This is a genomic window from Candidatus Halocynthiibacter alkanivorans, assembly GCF_003333265.1.
Lineage (GTDB): Bacteria > Pseudomonadota > Alphaproteobacteria > Rhodobacterales > Rhodobacteraceae > Halocyntiibacter_A > Halocyntiibacter_A alkanivorans.
Window position 1 is genome coordinate 22,031 of the sequence record NZ_QOLB01000075.1, and the last position, 19,987, is coordinate 42,017.

At 56.6% G+C, this 19,987-nt stretch carries 21 protein-coding genes; 8 read left to right on the plus strand and 13 right to left on the minus strand.

Annotation, left to right across the window (positions count from 1 at the left end; translation table 11 throughout):
* Window positions 1–226 precede the first annotated feature (226 nt).
* On the minus strand, window positions 227–1,372 hold the full coding sequence (locus DWA01_RS07770) for a terminase TerL endonuclease subunit (protein ID WP_235008463.1): 1,146 nt from the start codon (window positions 1,370–1,372) through the stop codon (window positions 227–229).
* Between DWA01_RS07770 and DWA01_RS23255 the strand changes: the two genes are divergently transcribed.
* Complete coding sequence (locus DWA01_RS23255; RefSeq protein ID WP_200832522.1) at window positions 1,371–1,520, plus strand: hypothetical protein; 150 nt, start codon at window positions 1,371–1,373, stop codon at window positions 1,518–1,520. The two genes, DWA01_RS07770 and DWA01_RS23255, sit on opposite strands and share 2 nt — an antisense overlap.
* 297 nt (window positions 1,521–1,817) lie before the next feature.
* Here DWA01_RS23255 and DWA01_RS07775 read toward each other — a convergent pair whose 3' ends face one another.
* The 6 genes from DWA01_RS07775 to DWA01_RS07795 all read right to left on the minus strand — a co-directional run bounded on the left by DWA01_RS07775 (window position 1,818) and on the right by DWA01_RS07795 (window position 5,965).
* Entirely contained in the window at window positions 1,818–2,555 is a 738-nt protein-coding gene (locus DWA01_RS07775; protein ID WP_114285276.1) for a helix-turn-helix domain-containing protein, read from the minus strand.
* A gap of 483 nt (window positions 2,556–3,038) precedes the next feature.
* Window positions 3,039–3,665, minus strand: a complete 627-nt coding sequence (locus DWA01_RS07780; RefSeq protein ID WP_114285277.1) for an ssDNA-binding protein — start codon at window positions 3,663–3,665, stop codon at window positions 3,039–3,041.
* 109 nt (window positions 3,666–3,774) lie between these two features.
* Window positions 3,775–4,251: a DUF2800 domain-containing protein gene (locus DWA01_RS23085; RefSeq protein WP_160115977.1), complete on the minus strand. Its 477-nt coding sequence runs from the start codon at window positions 4,249–4,251 to the stop codon at window positions 3,775–3,777.
* A gap of 35 nt (window positions 4,252–4,286) precedes the next feature.
* Window positions 4,287–4,502, minus strand: a complete 216-nt coding sequence (locus DWA01_RS23090; RefSeq protein ID WP_160115978.1) for a hypothetical protein — start codon at window positions 4,500–4,502, stop codon at window positions 4,287–4,289.
* A 66-nt stretch (window positions 4,503–4,568) separates the two neighbouring features.
* Complete coding sequence (locus tag DWA01_RS07790; RefSeq protein ID WP_136057689.1) at window positions 4,569–5,417, minus strand: DUF6378 domain-containing protein; 849 nt, start codon at window positions 5,415–5,417, stop codon at window positions 4,569–4,571.
* A 38-nt stretch (window positions 5,418–5,455) separates the two neighbouring features.
* Window positions 5,456–5,965 (minus strand): hypothetical protein, encoded by a 510-nt coding sequence (locus tag DWA01_RS07795; RefSeq protein WP_114285280.1) that lies wholly within the window; start codon window positions 5,963–5,965, stop codon window positions 5,456–5,458.
* Between the two features lie 143 nt (window positions 5,966–6,108).
* Here DWA01_RS07795 and DWA01_RS07800 point away from each other — a divergent pair, with 143 nt between their 5' ends.
* A complete protein-coding gene (locus DWA01_RS07800) occupies window positions 6,109–6,468 on the plus strand; it encodes a hypothetical protein (RefSeq protein WP_114285281.1) in 360 nt (119 codons plus the stop codon).
* A 28-nt stretch (window positions 6,469–6,496) separates the two neighbouring features.
* Complete coding sequence (locus DWA01_RS07805) at window positions 6,497–9,160, plus strand: virulence-associated E family protein (RefSeq protein WP_114285282.1); 2,664 nt, start codon at window positions 6,497–6,499, stop codon at window positions 9,158–9,160.
* A gap of 1,705 nt (window positions 9,161–10,865) precedes the next feature.
* Here the strand turns inward: DWA01_RS07805 and DWA01_RS07815 are convergent.
* On the minus strand, window positions 10,866–11,705 hold the full coding sequence (locus DWA01_RS07815) for a LysR family transcriptional regulator (protein WP_235008464.1): 840 nt from the start codon (window positions 11,703–11,705) through the stop codon (window positions 10,866–10,868).
* On the opposite strand from DWA01_RS07815, the gene DWA01_RS07820 reads away from it, so the two are divergent.
* From DWA01_RS07820 to egtD, 4 genes are all read left to right on the plus strand, one after another.
* Entirely contained in the window at window positions 11,685–12,257 is a 573-nt protein-coding gene (locus tag DWA01_RS07820; protein ID WP_200832523.1) for a hypothetical protein, read from the plus strand. The genes DWA01_RS07815 and DWA01_RS07820 overlap by 21 nt on opposite strands.
* A 45-nt stretch (window positions 12,258–12,302) precedes the next feature.
* Complete coding sequence (locus DWA01_RS07825) at window positions 12,303–13,334, plus strand: haloalkane dehalogenase (protein ID WP_114285286.1); 1,032 nt, start codon at window positions 12,303–12,305, stop codon at window positions 13,332–13,334.
* 96 nt (window positions 13,335–13,430) lie between these two features.
* A complete protein-coding gene (gene egtB, locus DWA01_RS07830; RefSeq protein ID WP_268807708.1) occupies window positions 13,431–14,738 on the plus strand; it encodes an ergothioneine biosynthesis protein EgtB in 1,308 nt (435 codons plus the stop codon).
* On the plus strand, window positions 14,735–15,706 hold the full coding sequence (egtD, locus tag DWA01_RS07835; protein WP_114285287.1) for an L-histidine N(alpha)-methyltransferase: 972 nt from the start codon (window positions 14,735–14,737) through the stop codon (window positions 15,704–15,706). Before egtB ends, egtD begins: the two co-directional genes overlap by 4 nt.
* 101 nt (window positions 15,707–15,807) lie before the next feature.
* Here egtD and DWA01_RS07840 read toward each other — a convergent pair whose 3' ends face one another.
* From DWA01_RS07840 to DWA01_RS07850, 3 genes are all read right to left on the minus strand, one after another.
* A complete protein-coding gene (locus DWA01_RS07840) occupies window positions 15,808–16,269 on the minus strand; it encodes an SRPBCC family protein (protein WP_114285288.1) in 462 nt (153 codons plus the stop codon).
* A gap of 40 nt (window positions 16,270–16,309) precedes the next feature.
* Window positions 16,310–16,726 (minus strand): DUF427 domain-containing protein, encoded by a 417-nt coding sequence (locus DWA01_RS07845; RefSeq protein WP_114285289.1) that lies wholly within the window; start codon window positions 16,724–16,726, stop codon window positions 16,310–16,312.
* A gap of 104 nt (window positions 16,727–16,830) precedes the next feature.
* Entirely contained in the window at window positions 16,831–17,742 is a 912-nt protein-coding gene (locus tag DWA01_RS07850; RefSeq protein ID WP_114285290.1) for a LysR family transcriptional regulator, read from the minus strand.
* Window positions 17,743–17,861: 119 nt separating this feature from the next.
* On the opposite strand from DWA01_RS07850, the gene DWA01_RS07855 reads away from it, so the two are divergent.
* Entirely contained in the window at window positions 17,862–18,548 is a 687-nt protein-coding gene (locus DWA01_RS07855; protein WP_114285291.1) for a glutathione S-transferase family protein, read from the plus strand.
* Window positions 18,549–18,657: 109 nt separating this feature from the next.
* Here DWA01_RS07855 and DWA01_RS07860 read toward each other — a convergent pair whose 3' ends face one another.
* Together DWA01_RS07860 and DWA01_RS07865 are read right to left on the minus strand one after the other, a co-directional pair.
* Window positions 18,658–19,233 carry a beta/alpha barrel domain-containing protein gene (locus DWA01_RS07860; protein ID WP_114285292.1) on the minus strand — a complete coding sequence of 192 codons (576 nt, stop codon included), beginning with the start codon at window positions 19,231–19,233 and terminating at the stop codon, window positions 18,658–18,660.
* Between the two features lie 39 nt (window positions 19,234–19,272).
* Complete coding sequence (locus DWA01_RS07865) at window positions 19,273–19,479, minus strand: cold-shock protein (RefSeq protein ID WP_114285293.1); 207 nt, start codon at window positions 19,477–19,479, stop codon at window positions 19,273–19,275.
* Window positions 19,480–19,987: the final 508 nt, after the last annotated feature.

A 19,987-nucleotide genomic window follows, 5' to 3' on the forward strand; every position in this document is an offset into this window, starting at 1 on the left:
AAGGCACAATGGGTTTATCCGGATGTTGCCCGATTTCCCACCAGATGCTTTCGCCGCCCCTCCTGGGCCAGACAACGTCCGCTGGCAGTTCGTAAAGGATTGTTTCCGGGTGATCGAGATTGGCGAAGGCCGCTTCAATGCGTTCCGCCCGAACCATCCCTGACGGGACATTCCGGTCGCGGTGATCTGCTGTATTGGTGAATGACCCAGTTTGCATGGGGCGATTTCACGGCAATTGCGTTAACTCGATATTAGCCACGAAGGATTGCAGTCCAACAATGGCGGCAACGGCGGCATTGATCCGCCCGTTGGATTTTTTCTTATTCGGTTTCACATTTTCCGCCGCGTCTTCGTCGCGGTTAACATTGCCGATCTGCCAGGCCGGCACCGGGTTTCCCCCGTGCCGGATCTTGTTCTGGGCAATCTTTTCTTCAAACCGCTTCATCGGGTTTGACATCGATGCATAACCCTGCCGAAGTTCGACCATCGGGAAGCGTTTTTTGTCCAGTTCATCGGCCAGATATTTCATGCCCCACGGGTCATATGCGAACTCTTGCAGATCGAGTTTTTGCCGTACCCAATCAAGCCGGTTGACGATTTCAGCCTCATCAATCGACCCGCCCGTGTGAACCTCAAGCCAGCCATCATCGCGCCAGGCGAAATACTCGCGTTTTTCCATCTGCGCCCGCTGGATGAACCCTTTGGGGTCGACCGGCAGGAAGGTGAACGAAATCAGATAAATCAGACCATCAACCGGTATGGCGATCACGATTGCAGTCGTGTCCACCTTGCTGGACAGCTCCAGCCCGACCCACGCCTTGCGCCCGAAAAGCGCTTCGATGTTGATCGAACCGTAATACCTCAGCACTTGCGAAATCGTCTTGCCCGCCAGACAGACCTGATCCACCTGTTGCCGGTCAGTGATCACCCGGCGCGCATCTGTGCCAGGCTTACTGCGCATGATCTCTTTTGCCAGCCCGCCACCGATCCGGGACTGGATCAATCGCAGCCGCCTACCCAGATCAAACAAAGCATCGATGTATTCACCACCGCCGCCAGAACCTGACGGCATCACCTCAAGCGACGAACAGCGCACACCGGCATTGGCATAGCGTTCAAACAGGGCAGCATAGCCGTAGCCCGCTTCAATTTGTCCGGCAGTGAACACCCGCTTGCGGGCCTGCACTTGCATCACGCCAAACGCGTCGGCCCGCTGCATGGCTTTGCGCCCCTGATATCCGACATCCAGCCGAACAAGGTTTCCGTCGCGATCCGTAACAAAGTTGCCCTCGCGATCCTTGCCCAACTGACGTGGCATGAACACCCGAACCGGCCCACGTGCCGGCGCTTCCGCAACCGAAGCAAAGAACATGGCCGCTGATCCATATGCGCTGCGCGACGCTGCACAGCACACCCAAATGTCCGCGACAGACATCTACGCGCGCGACAAATTGCAAGGGATCAGTCGCGTTATTGAACTGCGTCAAACAAGCACCCAGAACAAAGCGAGTAATGAATGAGTAATGGATGTGATCACGCCGAAAATGAAGGGGCAGAAACCCTCTTTAAATTCAATGTGGTACCGCTGGCCGGAACAGTACTCTGCATGATTTCAACGACTTATAAGATAGTTTTTACATCTGGGGAAACACCGGAGAAACAATCGGAGGTCCTCGTCGGGCGCAATCAGGGTTTTAACTTTTTTCGGGACGCCGGGACTCGAACCACTGTCCTTTCGGGAATCGAACCGGGGAGCGTAAATACCGCCGCTCTTGGGAGGACGACGGTGGCCGAGCACGCGGGACGTGGCGGCGGGTTTATTTTCCGAGTTTGTGAATCTTGCCGATGTTCGTCACGCGGGGGCAAACCACGTCGGTCCCCGTCTGTTTCACCGCACCGTCTTCCAGGGTGAACACAGCAGCGCAATGGCCGCCTCGGGGGGCGAAGTCTGCCTGGGTGACGTCGAAGACCAGGAACGTATCCCTACCGCGCGGGAGGACCGCCAGAGTGACCTGCTCGCCTTTCACGCCGTCAAGGCTCACCGTGACTGTCGCGTCAGCCTCCTCGGCCAGCGCCACGCAGACGGGAACATGGTAGCCTGAAGAGATCGCGTACATATGCGTCCCGGATTCATCCTTTTCGTCGGCGAAGGCGACGTTGACGCCTGCCATCCCGAGGATACCGGCGACGTAGAGCGAGGCGCTCTGCGCTGACCGGACCTCGTGGCGCGTTTCTTTCAGCGTGAGTGTGGGTTTGCGACCAAGCGACAGCCAGGCTTCATCGACGTCCAGCGCCTTCGCCAGCGCGGGCAGTTTGGATGGGCGCGGGATGGTTTCGTCAGCGGCCCACTTGCGGACGGTTTCCAGCGAAACTTTTACGCCGGAAACTTCTTCTAACTCGTTGCGGAGCCATGTCAGCCTGCCGTGCTCAGCTGCGGGCGCGCGCGGGTGCAGCGCCATCATCTCTTTCAGGCGCGCGCCAAGGGTTTCGCCCGGAGTAGTGCCTAGGGAATTGTCTGCGCCTGGTGACTTGCGGTGTTCTAATGCTGTGTTCATGAAAATGTCCTCACATCTGATACACCATATAGCAAATCACGATAAAGTTGAAAATCCCCTTTTTCAATGAAGAAGTGAGTTATCAATCCATTTCGGCAGAAACTCAATTTAAACGGCTTTTCGTGGCATGATTTGGTGACTTTGGTGAGCTGATGCTACGTTTTCGCCCTTCCTGCCAAGAGCTTCACGAGTCTTTCATCAAACGTGCCGCTAGCGACAATGTGGTGGATGAACACGTGCGGACTCTCCTGTCCTGGACGTCTGAGCCGCGCGTCGAACTGCTGGCACCGCTTCAGTGACAGAGTTAAGCCATACCAGATCGTGTGCCGCCCTCCGAACTGGAGGTTGAGTCCGTGGCCGTGACTTTACGATGATCCGTGACGCAATCGGATGTCGGCGAGACACGTCACGGATCGTTGGCGAAGCCACGCCTGCGGTGCCGGGAACTCAACCCAGAACCAGCACCGCACTTGATCCGGGTGATCAGTCGAGGAGATCGTCGTCGTCATCCTCGTCGTCAGCGTATTCATCGTCGTCGTCGACTTCCTCAAACGCGTCATCGCTCAGACCCGGGGCACCGAACGCCTCGTCGTCGCGACGGAAGGAAACACCCTCAAGCCCAGCAAAAAGGCCGGTGCCGCCCTGCTTTTTGTTCGTGATGGGATAGATGCGGACAATCGCGTCGACACGGCAGCCCGCGTAAAACGGGTCGTCGTCATCCCGCGTCAGATTGCCCCCTTTGCCTTTGTACTTGAGTTTCAAGGGACCGTCGCCCGACGCCTTGAGCACCATCATCCCCTCATAGCCGCCGTAAATTTCACCGGTCTCACTTGCGGTGAAGTTTTCGCCTGCCTGGAAGCAGCAGCGGTCGTCTTTGTATTTCGGCGTCTTGTCCCACTTTTCTTTCTCGACAGCTTTCTTCGCCTTCTCAATGGCTTTGATGACTTTCGCGCCGAGTTTTTCGACAGGGTCGATGAGGAAGTTCGCGCGGTACTTTTTCTTGCCGCCGTCGACAGAAGATGTTTTCTCAAAGAGGCGCGGAAACGACAGGCGCACGTCTTTCAGGTAAACTTCGCCCAGGCCTCTCTCTTTTTTGTCTTTTTCTGTCACAGTATTTCCCTTCTTGTTTACGCACGTTCGGCGCCTTTATGCTCACCCAACGTGACATTTAGGTCGCAGCTAAATCCACGACCTCGAACTTACAAGGCGATGAAATCGCCTACTTTTTGACGTCCTCATCCACGGGAACGGGCCTTACGTCTGACTGCACAATCTGCCTCGCCAGCCACCGCCAGGCAGGGTCTGCCGACAGGAGTTCCCTCGCCTGGGTCGGCGTGATCAGTTTGCGCCGGGCAAACCCGTCTTCAAGGCCCGACGACATCGCCTCAATGCGCGCGTCTTCTTTTGTGAGACGCTCGCCGTGTTCCAGCAGCTCGTCGAGCGTGCATTCCCACTTGCCACCGCCACTGACTGCCCGGGGCTGGTCGATCACCAGCAGAAAATCAGTGACCACGGTTTTGTGCCGGACGATATTGTCCCAGAACCCGAGCGCGCAGGTGAGCAGTTGCTCGGTTCCCCCAGGCGGCACCGGCATCCCTGCCCCGTATTTGAGGCCATCGAGCGCAATCACGTCGCGACCGACAATGCCGCAGTCCAGCGTGCCCAAGCAGTCAGGCAGCCAGCGTACAAGCGTCACCCGGTGCTCGAAGTATTTTTTACCGGGGCGGAGTCTTATCCGCTCAATCCCGCTGTCAGCGCCTTGACGGACTCCTCTGCTATGGTGGTTTCGAAACCTTCGATCTGCACGACGTCGCCGAGAAAATCCACCGGCTCCAGCTCGAAGTTGAGACAGTATTCGCGAACAGTGTGCGAGCCTGTGCCCTCCGCCGCGCAGAATGAACTCCCGCCGCCATTGCCATCGCCGCCGCCCGTCGTCGACAGCAACATACTGCCTCGGGCAGACGAGCCAGCGGTGCGCCGACGGCGGCGAGAATTTGGCGTGAGCGCCCAACATCAGCCCTTCTGCGCCTGTTCGGGTGCGGGCCAACGGTAGGGCAACCTCTCGGGAGAGACGTTGTCCACTGGGTTGCGGCGCTGCAAGGTTGCGTGCCGGCGGTACGGCAGCCGCTCCAGAACGTATTCCTGATCGCTGTCTTCGTCGCCTTCAGTCACGCAGCCGGCCGGCGGGGTTGGGCGCGGACGGTAGGGCAGCCTCCGGTGGGTGACAGTCGGGTCCGCAGCGTAGTCGTCAAAAAACTTTTTCATCTCGTTGTCGAGCGCCTCCCGGAGGACTGCGGCGCGCTCGGGGCCGACCACGTCGTACAGTTCAAGCTGCAGCCAGAGCCGGGCGATATCGTCGACCCCGCCCATGTCGAGAACGTTTGCAAACCCAATGCCCTTTGTGCACGCATCGACATAATCGCAGCAGTCTTTTGAACGGTTTACAAAATCGGTAACCCGCCCAATCAACTCCGAATGCGTTACGCTTTTCGCAATCTGGAGCCAGTGATCGGGATGCCCCCCGACGACGTCTTTCTCCTGGTCGGTCAGCTCCTCGCCGCCATCGCCGTCGTCGTAAGACACTTCGTGCCCAAGCGCCGCATAACCGGCGATGTCTTTCCACGAGTCCTCGTGGTCCGGTGTGTTCTGCAGCCGCGCGAGCTTGACGCACATCAGCATCGTGGCGACATCAGACGGCTCGAACTTCACCTTGAACCCCTCGGGGGTTTCAGGCCGCAGAGCCGTCCAGAGACCGGCGATTTTTTCGAAATTCCTGATCGCAGGGCCGTAGTCTCCGGCACGCTCGCCGTTGATGGCATCGGCTGCATCGGTCAATAATTTATAGGCTATTGGATTCTGCAATGTATTACTCCTTATATGTTGTTGTGTTGATGGGCAGCTCAGCCCAGCATGTCGTCTTCTTCGTCGTCGTCGGGTGACTCAGCGACCTTCCCGTCCAGGTCCTCAAAGTTAACTTCATTGCCTGCGATCCAGGTGTCGAGGTAGAGCGCCATGCGCCGCATATCGCGGTCCTCGGGAATGCTCCCAAGGTTGGTGACGCTGAGGTGATCAAACGCCGCAGCGATGTTTTCGCGGTTCGGTGCACGGCCGTTCGCGTCGTCGATCTGGATGTAGCTTTTCGCCAGCGCACGCATGTCGACGAGGCTGATTTCGTCACGCGCCTCAATCGCCGCAGGCTTCTTTTTGCGAGTCATTTTCGCGGCGGGCTTTTTCGCGGCGGGCTTCTCGGGTGCGACCTCATCCGCAGCTTTCTTCTCCTCCACCATTACCTTGGGCGGACGACCGCCTTTCGAAGGCGTGGGCTCCCCGCCTGTTGCAGCCGCCATCAGCGCCGCCGTGCTCCGATCCGACGCCGTAGCGAGATTCGTCACTACGTTTTCAAGTGCCATTTCGTCGCTCCTCTGCTTCCCAATTTGCGTTGGTTTCCATCGGTAACCGGATTTCAACTAATAATCAATTTTTACTTGGGTCAACCAAACATTCATGCTAGCGATGAGTCAAGGATCATCTCCAGGAACATGAGGTAAGGCCCATGAGCACCCAAGATTTTAACTATCTGAGCGGCCGCAAATATTCTTTCGGACCCCTGTATGATTTGATAACTTACAAGTTTCCCGAGTACCGGACACGTCAGGGAATACTGGACATTCCGCGTCTCGCATGGGAGCTGGGGTTCTCTAATCAAACCATGTACCGGTCCTTCACAGACAACCGGCTGTCGCTGCGTGTTGCGCAGTATCTGATTCGGCTGAGCCGTGAGTCGGACGCCGCCAATGTGATTCTGCGCGAGGAGCTTTTCGACTTTGTCCTGCCAGAGGAAATTGTCTATCCGGCGCGCAATTCCGAGTCGCGTAAAGCCGAGAAGCGGGCAGCTAAGTTCCGTTCAGCCTAACCCTTTATGACGGAGGGTCAGGTTTCACATGGCTAAAAAACAAAGATCGAATACCGATCTCACACAGATAAAATTCGCACAGGGCTACGGCCTGGAACACATGGGAATGGTCAAGAACCGGGAAATTCCGTGGTCCGGGTTCCAGGAGATGATGCAGGAGCCGACGGTCGATAAAAACCTCACCGTCGCCCAATATATGGCGCTTGATCCTGACGCCCAGGCAAAAGCGAAATGCGGCAAGTTTGTCGTCGGCGGCCCCTGCAAAGGCGGGCGGCGCAAACGTGAAAACGTGACAAAACGCTATCTTATCAACCTCGACGTCGACAACGCGACACGCAAGCAGTTTGACTATTTTATGAGCGAGCTTTCTGGGCTCTTCACATACACGTTTGTGGCGCACACGACCCGGTCACATACGGCCGGAAAGCCAAAGTTTCGCGTGTATCTCCCCCTCAAAGGGCCGGTTGACGAGGTCCGTTTCGTCGCCATTTCGCGGATCATGGCCTCGATGCTGTTCGCCACGGTCGCGGAGTCGATGGATGCGGTTGACGAGGTGTCGTTCCGCATCGCTCAGCTCATGTACCTGCCATCGATCTCGAAGGGTCAGGATTTCTGGAGTCTCGCCAATGAGGGCGAAATCCTCGACGCAAAGAAGTTCCTGGCTGAGGAGGTTGACTACGACTGGCAGGACTACACTCTGCTGCCCTATTCCGAGACGCGCACAAAAAAGCGCCTGTCGGAGCGGGGGACTCGCGCTGAAGACCCCACAACAAAGCGCGGCATGGTCGGGGCGTTCTGCCGGACTTACGACATTGAAGCTGCCATCGCCGATTTCCTCCCTGACGTCTACGAGCCGAGTGTCAGCCCGGGCAGCGACGTTCGCTATAATTACATCCAGGGGACAGGCTCAAACGGCGCGATTGTCTATGACGACGGGCTGTTCATCTATTCACAGCACGGCTCTGACCCGATTGGGGAGCAGCTCTGCAACTCCTTTGACATGGTCCGCCTTCACCTCTACGGCGACCTCGACAAGGGCAAGCCCGAAAACACCAGCCCGACCAATCTGCCGTCATATATCGCGATGGTCGAGGAGCTGCAGAAATACGATGAGGTGACGGCCGAGCTTGCGGCCAGTAATGTTTCTTGTAGGGCGTTTGAGGTGGTCGATGACGACGAGGAGGACGACCTCAGTGAACGTGAATTCGAAGTGGTGGATGATGACGGCGAGCCGGTGGCAAAGAAAAAGAAGAAACCGAAGAAAAAGGCCATCCCGGAATGGGTCAACCGCCTGACCCGCGACACAAACGGCAATATCAAAAAGACCAAAGCCAACATCAGCCGGATCATGTGCAACGACATCCGGATTTGCCATTCGATTGCAACCAACGAACTGACCGGGACGCCGCACCTCCTGCGGCCGCTGGATTTCCCGAATTGCGACCTTCACTTTGAGCCGATCCCCAATGGCCACGATGGCAGGCCGGTGAGCGACACCGACTTTGCAAACCTGGCGGTCTGTTTTTCGGAGTCCCGGGAATTCGACGGATACGGAATGGAAGTCACCGATCTGCAACTCCACACCGGGGCGCTGCTGGCGGCGCAGAAAAACAGCTTCAACCCGGTCAAGCGGCACATGGAGCGTGAGGACTGGGACGGGGTGGAGCGGCTCGACACTTTCTTCATCGACTTTTTCAAGGCCGAAGACACGCCCTACCACCGCGAATGCGGCCATATTTTCTTTATGGGTGCTGCCCTGCGGACCTATGAGCCCGGCTGTGTGTTCCGGCTAGTGATCGTGCTGGAGGGCGAGGAGGACATCGGCAAGTCCGGGGCGCTCCAGGTCCTCGCGTTCGAAAAATACCACGTAACTCTCTCCTCCGACTTCAAACACAAGCAGGAGATGGTCGAGCAGCAGCGCAACAGCTTCATTGTCGAACTCGGTGAGCTGTCGGGGATGTCGCGGTCGAGCGTGCTTGACGTGAAAAATCACCTGTCGCTGACCTCCGACACGGTCCGGCTTTCATACCGTAAGAACGAAGAAAACTTCCCGCGCCGCTGCATCTTCGCCGGCACCACAAACCTGAGTGAGTATCTGAAAGACTCGTCGGGCAACACAAGGTTCCTGCCAATCAAGTGTGGCATCCCCAAGGGCGGGGTGGTGGACTTCAAGCGTCTGATCGAAGTCCGGTATCAGCTCTGGGCCGAGGCGCTGCACCGCTACCGCGAAATGCGGAAAACCCAGCCTGAGGGGGCGCTGATGGTCAAGCTCAAGTCGGATGAGGCCATTGCAGAGGCCACCGACCTGCGGGAGGACGCGCGCCTCATCCAGCCCTTTGAACAGGTGGCTGAAATCCTTCCGGAGTATCTCGACAAAGAGGGGGTTTTCGACGACGCCGGCGACGTCGAGGACGTGGACGTCAGGGACGACAGAATCCGCTACAAGCGGGCCTATGTGTCCGTAACGTCGGTGCAGGAGGACCTTGCCGATAACCCGATCATCCGGGGCCTCGGGCGCAACGCCCCAAACATCATCAGTGCGGCCCTGAAAACACTGACGGACTGGGCGCCGGAGGGGAATGTCACACGGGGCGGTAAAAAAGCCCGCTGGTGGGTGCGGAAGGGCGTGACAACCACCGACCTCTGGGTGCCCGCTGACGAGGTCGACCCTGACTGGGACCTGCTCCATTGACCGGGCCGCGTGTGTTCTCATCGGTTACGAGTGCAGCGGCGTGGTTCGCCGGGCGTTCAGGGCGCGGGGCTTCGACGCGTGGTCCTGCGACATCCAGCCGGCGGACGACGGCCCTCCTTTCCACATGCAAGGCGATCTGTGGGCCTACACGGACCACGACTGGGACCTGGCGTCCCACCAGTCCTGCACCTACCCGTGGCCTCTTTGACACAAACCGAAGCGGCCGCGGTTTCGCCCACCGTCCATTCCAACTGCGTCCACATGGCGGACGGCTTCCCGAGCTGCTTCAGTTCGCCGGCCGCGCGGCGACGATCTGCCCGGGGCGGCTCGCGCAGCTCAGTGAGGCGGCGGTCCGCGATCACCGACATCAGGATGTCAAAGGTGAGGGCATCGCGCATGAGATCCCCCTCGTCCAGGCCTGCCACCAGATGGATGTCGTCTCGGAATAGGAGCTTTGCGTCCTTCACGCCCCCTTTTGGTATCGTCGGCGTAACCCTGAACGGGGTTGGCGATAAGGTGTAAAGCGGCCGGTCCCAAAGTGTCTCTCCCTGTTTTCTCGTTTCATGAGATAATTGGCAAGTGATGGCAGAGTGAGTTGTCAACGAAAAGGTGAGAACAGATTTTAGCCCCGACAAATGTGAAAACCGGGCAAAAACCAGAACAGAACAGCCCCGGAACACCCCGGTGTTAGGGAGGTGTTTTAGCTGTTTTTAGGTTATATTACAGCACCTTATGGCGCTTACGACGCGCCGCAGAACAGCCCAGAACACCCCAAACCCCCATTCTTTCTACTCAGAATGAGGGGGCAGTGTATTATCCCTGCCCTAATGCCCTTACGCCTCCTCCTTTAAAGTATTACTCTATAGAAATAGGGTGTTCTGGGTGTTCTACTGTTCTGTAGCCTTATAAATAAGGACAAAAACCGGACCCACCCCCTAAACCCAGGGTGTTCTGGGGTGTTCCGCTCCCCATCCACAATTTTTGAGATAACACATCTCACGATCCCGTGCCCGGCAGGCGCCGCCGCAGAAACCGAACCGGTCTGGTCACCCTCCGCTGAAACTGGACTGATCGGTACATAAACCCCGTTGTCGCATAGAACTTGAGCAGAATCGGCGAGTTCCGGGCTCCGCGCTCCCCCCGGCAGACCGAAAGGGCTGGGAAGGACCCGGAGCGATAAAAATGTTATAAATTCAATCTGTTATCATGATTTCATGACAATCTGAAACAACCGGCTCTCCTGGCCCCGGATCGCGCCAGATCAGGACTAAATCACCGACACCAGATCTGCACCGCCTGGCGAGACGAAAGGCCTGGCGAGGCAGGATCCGGCAGAACGGAATGGCCTGGCAGAATCACGTTAAATTTGGATGCGCAATTTTAACGCCGCTGAGCGTCGACTCCATGCACCAGGCCGGGGCTATGAGGCTGACATCTTACTCAGCGCCCTGTGCCCCCTCTGAGCGCGTGGCACGGCACAAAACAAAACAGGTCACTTGTATGGCCGCCTGTCAGGGGAGTCTGAGTTGTGCGCCGGGCCAGCGCGGTTTGGAGCCATCAGCCAATAAGGCGGTCCGGAACGTACGCCCGTAGTATTGGCCAGTAAGGGCCTTTCTCGAAAGTTATGGCGGAGGGACGTGCCCCGATTGCTGCACCAGGCACATTTCGGCGCGAAAGGGCGGAAAGGAAGCCGCAGCAGACTCCGTCATCTGACAGAGGCCGGGCTGTTGATCGGACTCCGGCCTTCGAGCAAATCTTTCCTGGCAAGCATCGCTTTTGCAATGAAATCGGTGAACAGACGAACGCGGGCCGTGTGACGCAGATCCTCGTGAGTCAAAATCCAGATATCGCGGTTGGGTGTGGCGGTTGCGGGCGGAACGCGGCGCAATGTTGGTTCTGTGTCGGCCATGAAACAGGGCAACATGGCCAAACCCATTCCGGCTTTGACTGCTTCCAGTTGGGTCAGTGGGTGATAAATGAGGTTGCGGGCGGGCACGTCAGGATAAGGGCTGTCGCGTACCCATTGCGGATCAGGCACCCGGTCGTTCCAGCCAATCCAGGTCAGATCAGTGTGATTTTTCAGATTTTCATGCTGCGCCAGATACTCATGTGACGCATAGATAGAGGTGGCATAGCGGACAATTCGCCGGCCGACGAGGCTGTCTGGTGGGTCGTTGGAGATCCGGATGGCAACATCTGCTTCGCGCCGGGCAAGATCCGCCATTGAATGCGAGATAATCAGCTCCAGCTCGATGCCAGGATACTCCCGTCCAAAAGCGACCAGATCCGGCATCAGCAGTTTTTGGGCCAGGGAATCGTGGACCGTGACCCTGAGCAAGCCTTCAAGCTGCGCATCGCGGCCGGTGACCCGTCGTCCGATGGTATCGAATTCAGCTTCGATCCTGGCGGCGGAACGGCTCATTTCCTCGCCGGCCGGGGTGATAAAATATCCGGACGGCAGGCGTTCAAACAGGCGCGTGCCGAGTTTCTTTTCAAAAGCATCAATGCGTCGTGAAACCGTTGAGTGGTTCACGCCAAGCAGCACGGCCGCGCCTCGGATCGATCCTTTGCGCGCAATGGCCAGAAAAAAGCGAAGGTCATCCCAATCATTCATTGGTGCAATTTAGCACCAACAATCCGCATAAATCAACGGTTCCGCTGCTCAATTGCGCCACTATCTGTGGATCACAGCAACACACCAGCTCCACAGTTCTCTCGCTCGGGGGAAGTGGCAGGCCAGGCGAAACACCACAGGATACAGGCGATGACATTTCAGGCGCATACGGATCAGTGCACCGGCGAAACTGCGATAACAACACAGGTCGTTAAGTTCGGTGAATACGGTGGCCCGGATGCCGCCAATACGCTGCTGCCGGTGTTTGCGATGATACGCAGTGGCGCGCAGCTGAGCTGTTACATGGCGGATGAATTGTTCAACGATCCAGAGCGTTTACGTGCCGAAATTGGCTTCTGTTTGCCTCTGTTCAAAGTCGAAAAAATGTCCCGACAGCAGAGGGCAATGAATTCGCGCTTGCCGAAATTTCTGACGCGTTCCGCCACATGGAATCCAACACTCAGGTCGGCAAAGTCGTGGTGACTTGCTGATCCCCCTCCCCTTGATCTCTCAATAAAGGAAACTGAAATGCTGAAAACGAAGACACAAAAGTCACAATCTGGCCTGAGCCGCAGATCTTTACTGAAATCGGGTGCAGTTGCTGCGGTTCTGGCGACGCCGGGAGTTGCCGCTGCGCAGACAGTCGGAGCGAATGAAACCAGCCCCTATGGCCTGGCTATTTCTGGGGACTTTCCTTTTTCCAAGAAAACAATCAGCGTCGAAGGCTCCGACATTGCCTATGTTGACGAGGGCGAGGGTCAGCCGGTTCTGTTTCTCCACGGCAACCCTACCTCGTCATATCTGTGGCGCAATATCATCCCCTATGTCACTGGCGGATACCGGGCGATTGCGCCCGATCTGATCGGCATGGGCGACAGTGGAAAACCAGATATTTCTTATACGTTTGAAGAGCATGCCAGGTATCTCGACGGGTTTGTCAAAGCGCTGGGACTGAAAGACATTATTCTGGTGATCCATGACTGGGGTTCGGCACTGGGGATGCGTTATGCCCGCCTGAACACAGACAAGGTTACCGCAATGGCGTTCATGGAGGCGATTGTTCCGCCCGGCCTTCCGGCGCCGAGCTATGAGGCGATGGGGCCTCAGATAGGCGAGTTATTCAAAGCGCTGCGCACACCGGGAGTTGGCGAAGAAATGGTCTTGCAGGGCAATTTCTTTGTTGAGAAACTGTTGCCGGAAATGGGTGTAATGCGCGGCCTGACGGAAGTTGAGATGGCGGCCTATCGCGCGCCTTATCCTACACCCGAAAGCCGCCTGCCGACATTGCAATGGCCGCGCGAAGTTCCGATTGCAGGGCTGCCGGAACACGCCACGGCTGAGGTGATCAGGAACGGCGAATGGCTGCTGTCGAGCGAGATCCCGAAACTTCTGTTCTATGCAGAACCAGGGGCGCTGATGCCAAAGCGGGTTGTCGATTATCTGACAGCAAAGGTGAAGAACCTTGAAACCCGCTTTGTCGGGGCTGGCACCCACTTTCTGCAGGAGGATCACCCGCATTTAATTGGCCAGGGCCTGGCCGACTGGTTGCGCCGTATCTGAAAATGGTTTGCGACTGCTCAAAACGTGGCACCCCGGATGGGTCGTATGGATCCGCACGGGGTGCCGTAGTGTATTATTGTGAAGGGATATTTATCCGTGTTTGCGCTAGAAAAACAAAACCAGTCCTTTGAGACAGCGCCTGAAAATGCCCCCGCTGCCGAATTTTATCAGATCACGCGGCGTCGGTCGCTGGCGTTAGTCAAGAACCTGTCGCCTGAGGACATGGGGCTGCAATCAATGGAAGACGCCAGCCCGGCTAAGTGGCATCTGGCCCATACCAGTTGGTTTTTTGAGCAGTTCATCCTGAAGCCCCACGTTGCCGGCTATGTTTCGCCGGATGACCGGTTCGCGTTCCTGTTCAACTCATATTATGTGAGAATGGGGCCACGTCATACCCGAACAAACCGGGGCCTGATTTCGAGACCTGGCGTTGACGCGGTCCTAGCCTACCGGGCGCATGTTGATGCGGCAATGCTGGCGCTGCTGGCTGAGGATCGTGCCAATGCGGAAGAAATCAGCGCGCTGGCGACGCTTGGCTGCCACCATGAAATGCAGCATCAGGAGTTGCTTGTCACCGATCTGCTGCACGCGCTCTCCCACAATCCGTTACTGCCTGCATATCGTGAACCCACGCCTGCACCTGCTACCGCTGCAGTCCCGGTCGGTTGGATCGAGCATCCGGGCGGGCTGGTTGAGATTGGCCATGATGGAGACGGTTTCGCCTACGACTGCGAAGGCCCCCGCCACAAAGCCTATCTGCGCCCCTTCCGGCTGGCTTCCCGCTTGGTGACAAACCGCGACTGGATCGCATTTATCGAGGCAGGTGGTTATAAGACGCCCGAATTGTGGCTGGCCGATGGATGGGCAACGTGTGAGCGCGAAAACTGGGACACACCCTTGTATTGGTGGCGACAGGATGGCGCGTGGTGGAGCTATTCGCTGCAAGGCGCGCAAGCAATCGATTCGGATGCACCTGTCGTTCATGTGAGCTATTATGAGGCCGACGCATTCGCACGATGGTCTGGGAAACGGTTACCAACCGAGGCAGAATGGGAAGTTGTTGCTCGGGACCGCCCGGTCAGAGGAAATTTTCTGGACGACGGGGCTTTCCGCCCACTGCCTTCTGACAACCGGTCGGATGGGCAATTCTGGGGGGATGTCTGGGAATGGACTCAAAGCCCGTTCACACCCTATCCGGGATTTCGTCCGCCCGAGGGGGCCGTGGGCGAATACAACGGCAAGTTCATGTGTAATCAGTTTGTTTTGCGCGGAGGCTCCTGTGCCACGCCTGTCTACCAGATGCGCCCGAGCTACCGCACGTTCTTTTACCCGCATCAACGCTGGCAAATGCTTGGGCTCCGGCTTGCTGACGACGTTTTTGACCTTCAAGGAAGCCTCACATGACCCTCCACCCGCCTGTCACTGCGTTTGCGCCTCAGAGTATTTCTGAAACGGCGTTTGCACGTTCCATCCTGAACGGGCTTTGCGCGCCTCAAAAACATATCGAAAGCAAATGGCTGTATGACGCCATCGGATCGCAATTGTTTGATGCCATCACCGAACTGGAAGAGTATTACCCCACCCGGACCGAGCTTGGGATACTTCAGGACAACGTCGCCAGCTTGCAGGAGTTTGTGTCCGCCCATACGGCATTGGTCGAACTGGGCAGTGGTTCCAGCATCAAGACGCGCACCCTGCTGAATGCGTTGCCTGGTCTGCAAAGCTATGTGCCGGTTGATATCTCGCAGGAGCATCTGCAGGCTGCGGCCCATCAGGTCGCAGCAGAATATGAAACGCTTAATGTTCATCCGGTTGTTGCGGATTTCACTGCTGATATCGTATTGCCATCCTCTTTGGACAATACATCTAAGATTCTGTTTTTTCCCGGTTCTACGCTTGGCAATTTCCAGATCAATAACGCGGCTAGGCTGCTTGGCCGGTTGCGCGGGATGGCTGGCGTAACTGCCTTTGTGATTGGTGTGGATCTGGTCAAAGACACTCAGACCCTTGTCCGGGCTTATGATGATAAGCTGGGCGTCACTACAGCGTTCAATCTCAATCTTCTGACTCGGATCAACCGTGAACTCGGCGCAGATTTTGATCTGAGTGGTTTTCGCCACGAAGCCCGCTGGAAAGCTGGCAAAAGCCGGATCGAAATGCATCTGATCAGCAAGGTTGCTCAGAGGGTTGAATTGCTCGGAAAAACCATCCGGTTCGCAGCCGGTGAGAGCATTCACACGGAGAATTCGCACAAGTACACACGTGAACAACTGCAGGGGCTGGCGCATCAAAATGGGTGGCAAATGCAGAAGATGTGGACAGATGCCGACGGACTGTTTGGTGTAGCGTTACTGACGCCTGCCCCACTTTAATCACGGCGGCTCTGCAAAAACAGCGGGGCGTTCAGCATTCTGGGGTGTAGATAAAAAGGCTGGAACGTTCTGTGCCAGCCTTTGATGACGTGTTCCTGCTGTCAGGCTGCCTTTGTACGTTCTGTCATGAAGGCGGCGTTGCCGTCCAACAATGCGTCAAGACCGGCTCCAAGTTGCTTGCGCATGATCGGGGAAATTAGTTTGCCCAGCACACCCATCTTCATTTCGTAGTCGGCGGTTGTTGTGATTTGGGTGCGTTGAGGGCCCAGGGCGCGAAACTCAAAGGTCACAAACGCGACTTTCAGGGGGATGTTGCCGTCGTAGATTTTGACCGTCAGTTTTTTCTCCGGCTCGTAGGCGACAATCTCTTCCAGCACGTGGTTTTTACCGCCAACAAAATCGCAGCGCCGCCGGGCGCCGGTTCCGGTGGGCTGACTGCCGTCCAACAGATAAGAGTTTTCAATGCCGGGGTGGAATGTGTAAATATCGGCGAACGCGTCCCAGCTCTTCCAAACGTCGGACAGCGGTGCATTTACAGCTTTTTCTAAGGTGATTTTTGCCATGTCAGGCCTCCTGAATTAATAAAGAATGTCGTGAGGGAGATTATTCGCCCTCAGTGGTTCGCATCTCCGGGGCGGAAAAGGACAGATGCCCGTTCAGGACGTTTGCGAAGTCGAATGTGTCGTAGCGCCACGCCACTTCGGAGCCGCCAAATGCATAATAGGTCGCGTCCCCCTTCAGAGGACAATGGGTGGTCTTGTCCACCTTTGTCAGTTTCGCTGTGACGTCAGATTCCGGAATATATAACCGGGGCTGGTATGCATGATTGCCAATTTCAATGACTCTCAAGGCACGGGTCGTTTCCGCCACAAGCGTCTGATTGATGTGGATTTGCACAGGCTGTTTCACCGGCATCACAACCATGAAATGATTGGGGTTTGCTGGGTTTCTGATCGCGCCTTCGACCAGGGCAACGGAACTGTTTTTGTCCCCGGGGAGCGGGGTTGATACTTTCGGCATGGGTTTTCCTCTCGCTGATGTACTTCAGGTAGAGAGTGCGGTCATGCCTTCACAGTCGTGGGTTTTGCCGTTCCTTGGTGCGAAACTGCACCAAGGTGCAACGATTAGCCCAGTGGCAGCCGGTCAATGGGCACACTACCACCAAGCAAATCCTTGTAAGCCGAGATGCGGGTCTTGATGAAATCGCCGAATAGCCGGACCCGGGCTGTTTTGCGGGTCTCGCCGTGGGTAAGGATCCATAGCGTACCGTAGTAGTGCGTAGCAGCGCCCTTAAGCCGCGTCAGGGATTGATCCATGTCGCCCACAAAACATGGCAGAATTGTCATGCCCATGCCCGCGCGCACAGCAGCAAGCTGTGAGGCGAGGTCGCTAACTTTGACCGGAGGTGTGTCAGCCGGGATTGCCACGTCTGATGCCCAGGATGGAACATCGCCGTCTTCCTCTTTCAAAATCCATTTTGGAACTTTTGCATTGCCGTTCTGATTAGCGCTTTGCAACGCCTGCGATATATAAACGCTTCGGTGCACGTCCTGCACGGCTGACCCAAAGAGATGCTGTGGCAAAGCCGCTTGGTCGTAAACCAGACGGATGGCCAGATCGGCCTGGCGTTTGGTCAGGTTTACCGCCTCATAAGACGACGAAATCTGAAGCTCTATTTCTGGGTGAAGTCGCGAAAACGTAGCAAGGTCCGGCATCAGCAAGTCAGTGGCCAGCGACGGCGGCATCGCTATGCGCAGCGGGCCTTTCAGGTTCTGATCGCGGGCAAAGACCCGGGTTTGCAGCAGAGAAGAGGACGCCTCCATGCTCGTCGCCAGGTCAAGGATCTCTTCGCCCGCGAGCGTCAGCCGGTATCCCGAAGGAAGTTTTTCAAACAGCTGCGTACCCAGTTGAGCCTCAAGATTTGAAACCCGTCTGAGCACGGTTGAATGGTTCACATTCAGCGCTGTCGCGGCCGCTCTGACTGAGCCGGATCGTGAGACCGACAAAAAGTAACGTATATCATCCCAGCTGTTCATTGGTTGATATTTGCACCACCCTTGTGGCGATTTCAAGAATTGTTGCTGCTTTCTATGGGAACTATTTTCAGTAGCAGACGCATTGGATTACCCATTTGCGCACCAGACGAGGATAGAAAATGCTGGATCTCTATACGGATGCAACACCGAATGGCTTGAAAATCTCCATCGCACTTGAAGAAATGGGACTTGTTTACAACACGCACCAGGTGTTCCTGGGTGGCGAGCAATCCACGCCGGAATTCACCGCGATGAACCCGAACCAAAAAATTCCGGTGTTGGTAGACGATGGGTTGGTGGTGACGGAATCCGGTGCAATTTTGATGTACCTGGCCGAGAAAACCGGTCGGTTTCTGCCGACGGAGGCCAGGGCCCGCGCCGCGACAGTTGAAGCTTTGATGTTTCAAATGGGTTCGCTTGGGCCGATGTTCGGGCAATATCTGGTATTTGCAGCAGCCTGGGGAAATAAATTTCCGCCCGTTACAAAACGTTATTTCTCGGAAGTCTCGCGGATCCTGTCAGTATTGAACACCCGTCTGGAGGGGCAGGACTATATCGCAGGCGATGAATTTACGATTGCCGACATGGCTGTGGCTCCGTGGATCCGTCTTTTGGTCGTTCACCCGGCCTGTAGCACGTTGCCGCTGGATGAGAATGCCAACTTAAAGCGCTGGTGGGCGCGCGTGTCAGAACGCCCCGCTGTTCAGAAGGGTTTGATGAACCCGGAGCCATTTGCCCCGAAAAAGCAGTTTGAAGGATTTGTGACCGCTGTGGTTGGCTTGGGCGAGCTTCACGCCACATCCTAAGCCGGCAAGTTCGAGTTCGGGCCGTCACACTAAAATGAAATGACCCAGTGCGCCGAAAAATGTTCAGCCGCGCTCGTGGAGACGAGGCGCGGCTGAATGATCTAAGTTTTTACGCGCTTTGGAGTACTTTGGCCGGGTAGTCAGTATATCCCTCTGCACCGCCTCCATAAAATGTGTCCGGGTTCGGCTTACTCAGAGTGATGTTGTTTCTGAGCCGTTCAACAAGGTCTGGGTTTGAGATGAATGGAACCCCAAATGCGATGGCGTCCGCCGCGTCGGAGGTCAAAGCACTTTGACCAGTTTGTTGTGTGAGGGAACCGTTCAGGATCATCAGCCCGTCGTACGCTTCCCGCAACGCAGGTGCGAGCAGCGGCAGACCGGCAGACATCGGGCTACCGCTGTCCAGCGCGGGTTCAAGCACGTGCAGATATGCCAGGTTGCGCTTGGAAAGTTGACGCGCCGCGTAGGTGAAGATCGCTTCCGGATTGGCGTCGCTGATCCCAAAGACGGCATTGGTGCCCGCCCGGTCCCGCCAGGCCGGTACGGTGGCAGCAGGGATTAGAGGAAGACATTCATTCTGTTGGGGCCTGCGTGCGTCTTCCGGATCAAACCTGACAGAACTGCTGGGAAAGGTTTTCCAGACAGCGCAGAACACTGTGCTAGAAACGCAAAACGCGGCCCTCAATCAGGGGCCGCATTTCAAAAACTCTTCGCTCGTAAAGGCTTATGCCAGTTCGAGGCTCACAGCGGATTCACGACCGTCACGGCCGGATTCGATGTCGAAAGTTACTTTTTGGTTGTCGGCCAGGCCGGTCAGGCCGGAACGCTCAACGGCGGAAATGTGTACAAACACATCGTTGCCGCCGTTGTCGGGTGCGATGAAGCCGAAGCCTTTAGTCGTGTTGAACCATTTTACGGTGCCATTGGCCATATCCGTAGTCTCCTGATTTGTGATGCCCGCATCGTGCGGCAACCTGGCGTGGTCGGTCTGGATCGAAAGACTGGACGCCGAAAAACGGGAGACAGTGGGTCGAAAAAGAAAAACGTTAGCCCGGGTCATTTAGCAAGCGACGGGGCCCCTTGCAAGGTTTTAACTGAAAATCGGTGAATTGGGGCATTTTGCAGCGCATCGGCTATGCGCCGGGGCGGTAGGTCCAAGGCGAATGTTTGCCTGGGAAACACTGTTTGACGGAACTCGCGTCTGCAGTGAAGGCAGGCTTACGCCGCCAGAACAATGTCGTTCAAATCGGTAGGGCGAAGGGCAGAATGGCGCTCAAAGCAGACTTGCGGCGATGCGGCGCCTTATCGTGTTCGACTTCCCTCTGCCACTCTGTCGCGCACGGCCCAAAGCCGACCTTGAATCTAACGTGGTCTCTGCGGCCAGCCTCAACCTCAGCCCCCCTATGGTGACTAACGACGCTCATCCACGTGAGTGCGCT

Coding starts and splice junctions, on each gene's coding strand:
- DWA01_RS23255 (WP_200832522.1), top strand. CDS start 1,371: ATGGCCGCTGATCCATATGCGCTGCGCGACGCTGCACAGCACACCCAA.
- DWA01_RS07770 (WP_235008463.1), bottom strand. CDS start 1,372: ATGTTCTTTGCTTCGGTTGCGGAAGCGCCGGCACGTGGGCCGGTTCGG.
- DWA01_RS07775 (WP_114285276.1), bottom strand. CDS start 2,555: ATGAACACAGCATTAGAACACCGCAAGTCACCAGGCGCAGACAATTCC.
- DWA01_RS23090 (WP_160115978.1), bottom strand. CDS start 4,502: ATGTTGCTGTCGACGACGGGCGGCGGCGATGGCAATGGCGGCGGGAGT.
- DWA01_RS07795 (WP_114285280.1), bottom strand. CDS start 5,965: ATGGCACTTGAAAACGTAGTGACGAATCTCGCTACGGCGTCGGATCGG.
- DWA01_RS07800 (WP_114285281.1), top strand. CDS start 6,109: ATGAGCACCCAAGATTTTAACTATCTGAGCGGCCGCAAATATTCTTTC.
- DWA01_RS07805 (WP_114285282.1), top strand. CDS start 6,497: ATGGCTAAAAAACAAAGATCGAATACCGATCTCACACAGATAAAATTC.
- DWA01_RS07825 (WP_114285286.1), top strand. CDS start 12,303: ATGCTGAAAACGAAGACACAAAAGTCACAATCTGGCCTGAGCCGCAGA.
- egtD (WP_114285287.1), top strand. CDS start 14,735: ATGACCCTCCACCCGCCTGTCACTGCGTTTGCGCCTCAGAGTATTTCT.
- DWA01_RS07840 (WP_114285288.1), bottom strand. CDS start 16,269: ATGGCAAAAATCACCTTAGAAAAAGCTGTAAATGCACCGCTGTCCGAC.
- DWA01_RS07845 (WP_114285289.1), bottom strand. CDS start 16,726: ATGCCGAAAGTATCAACCCCGCTCCCCGGGGACAAAAACAGTTCCGTT.
- DWA01_RS07850 (WP_114285290.1), bottom strand. CDS start 17,742: ATGAACAGCTGGGATGATATACGTTACTTTTTGTCGGTCTCACGATCC.
- DWA01_RS07855 (WP_114285291.1), top strand. CDS start 17,862: ATGCTGGATCTCTATACGGATGCAACACCGAATGGCTTGAAAATCTCC.
- DWA01_RS07865 (WP_114285293.1), bottom strand. CDS start 19,479: ATGGCCAATGGCACCGTAAAATGGTTCAACACGACTAAAGGCTTCGGC.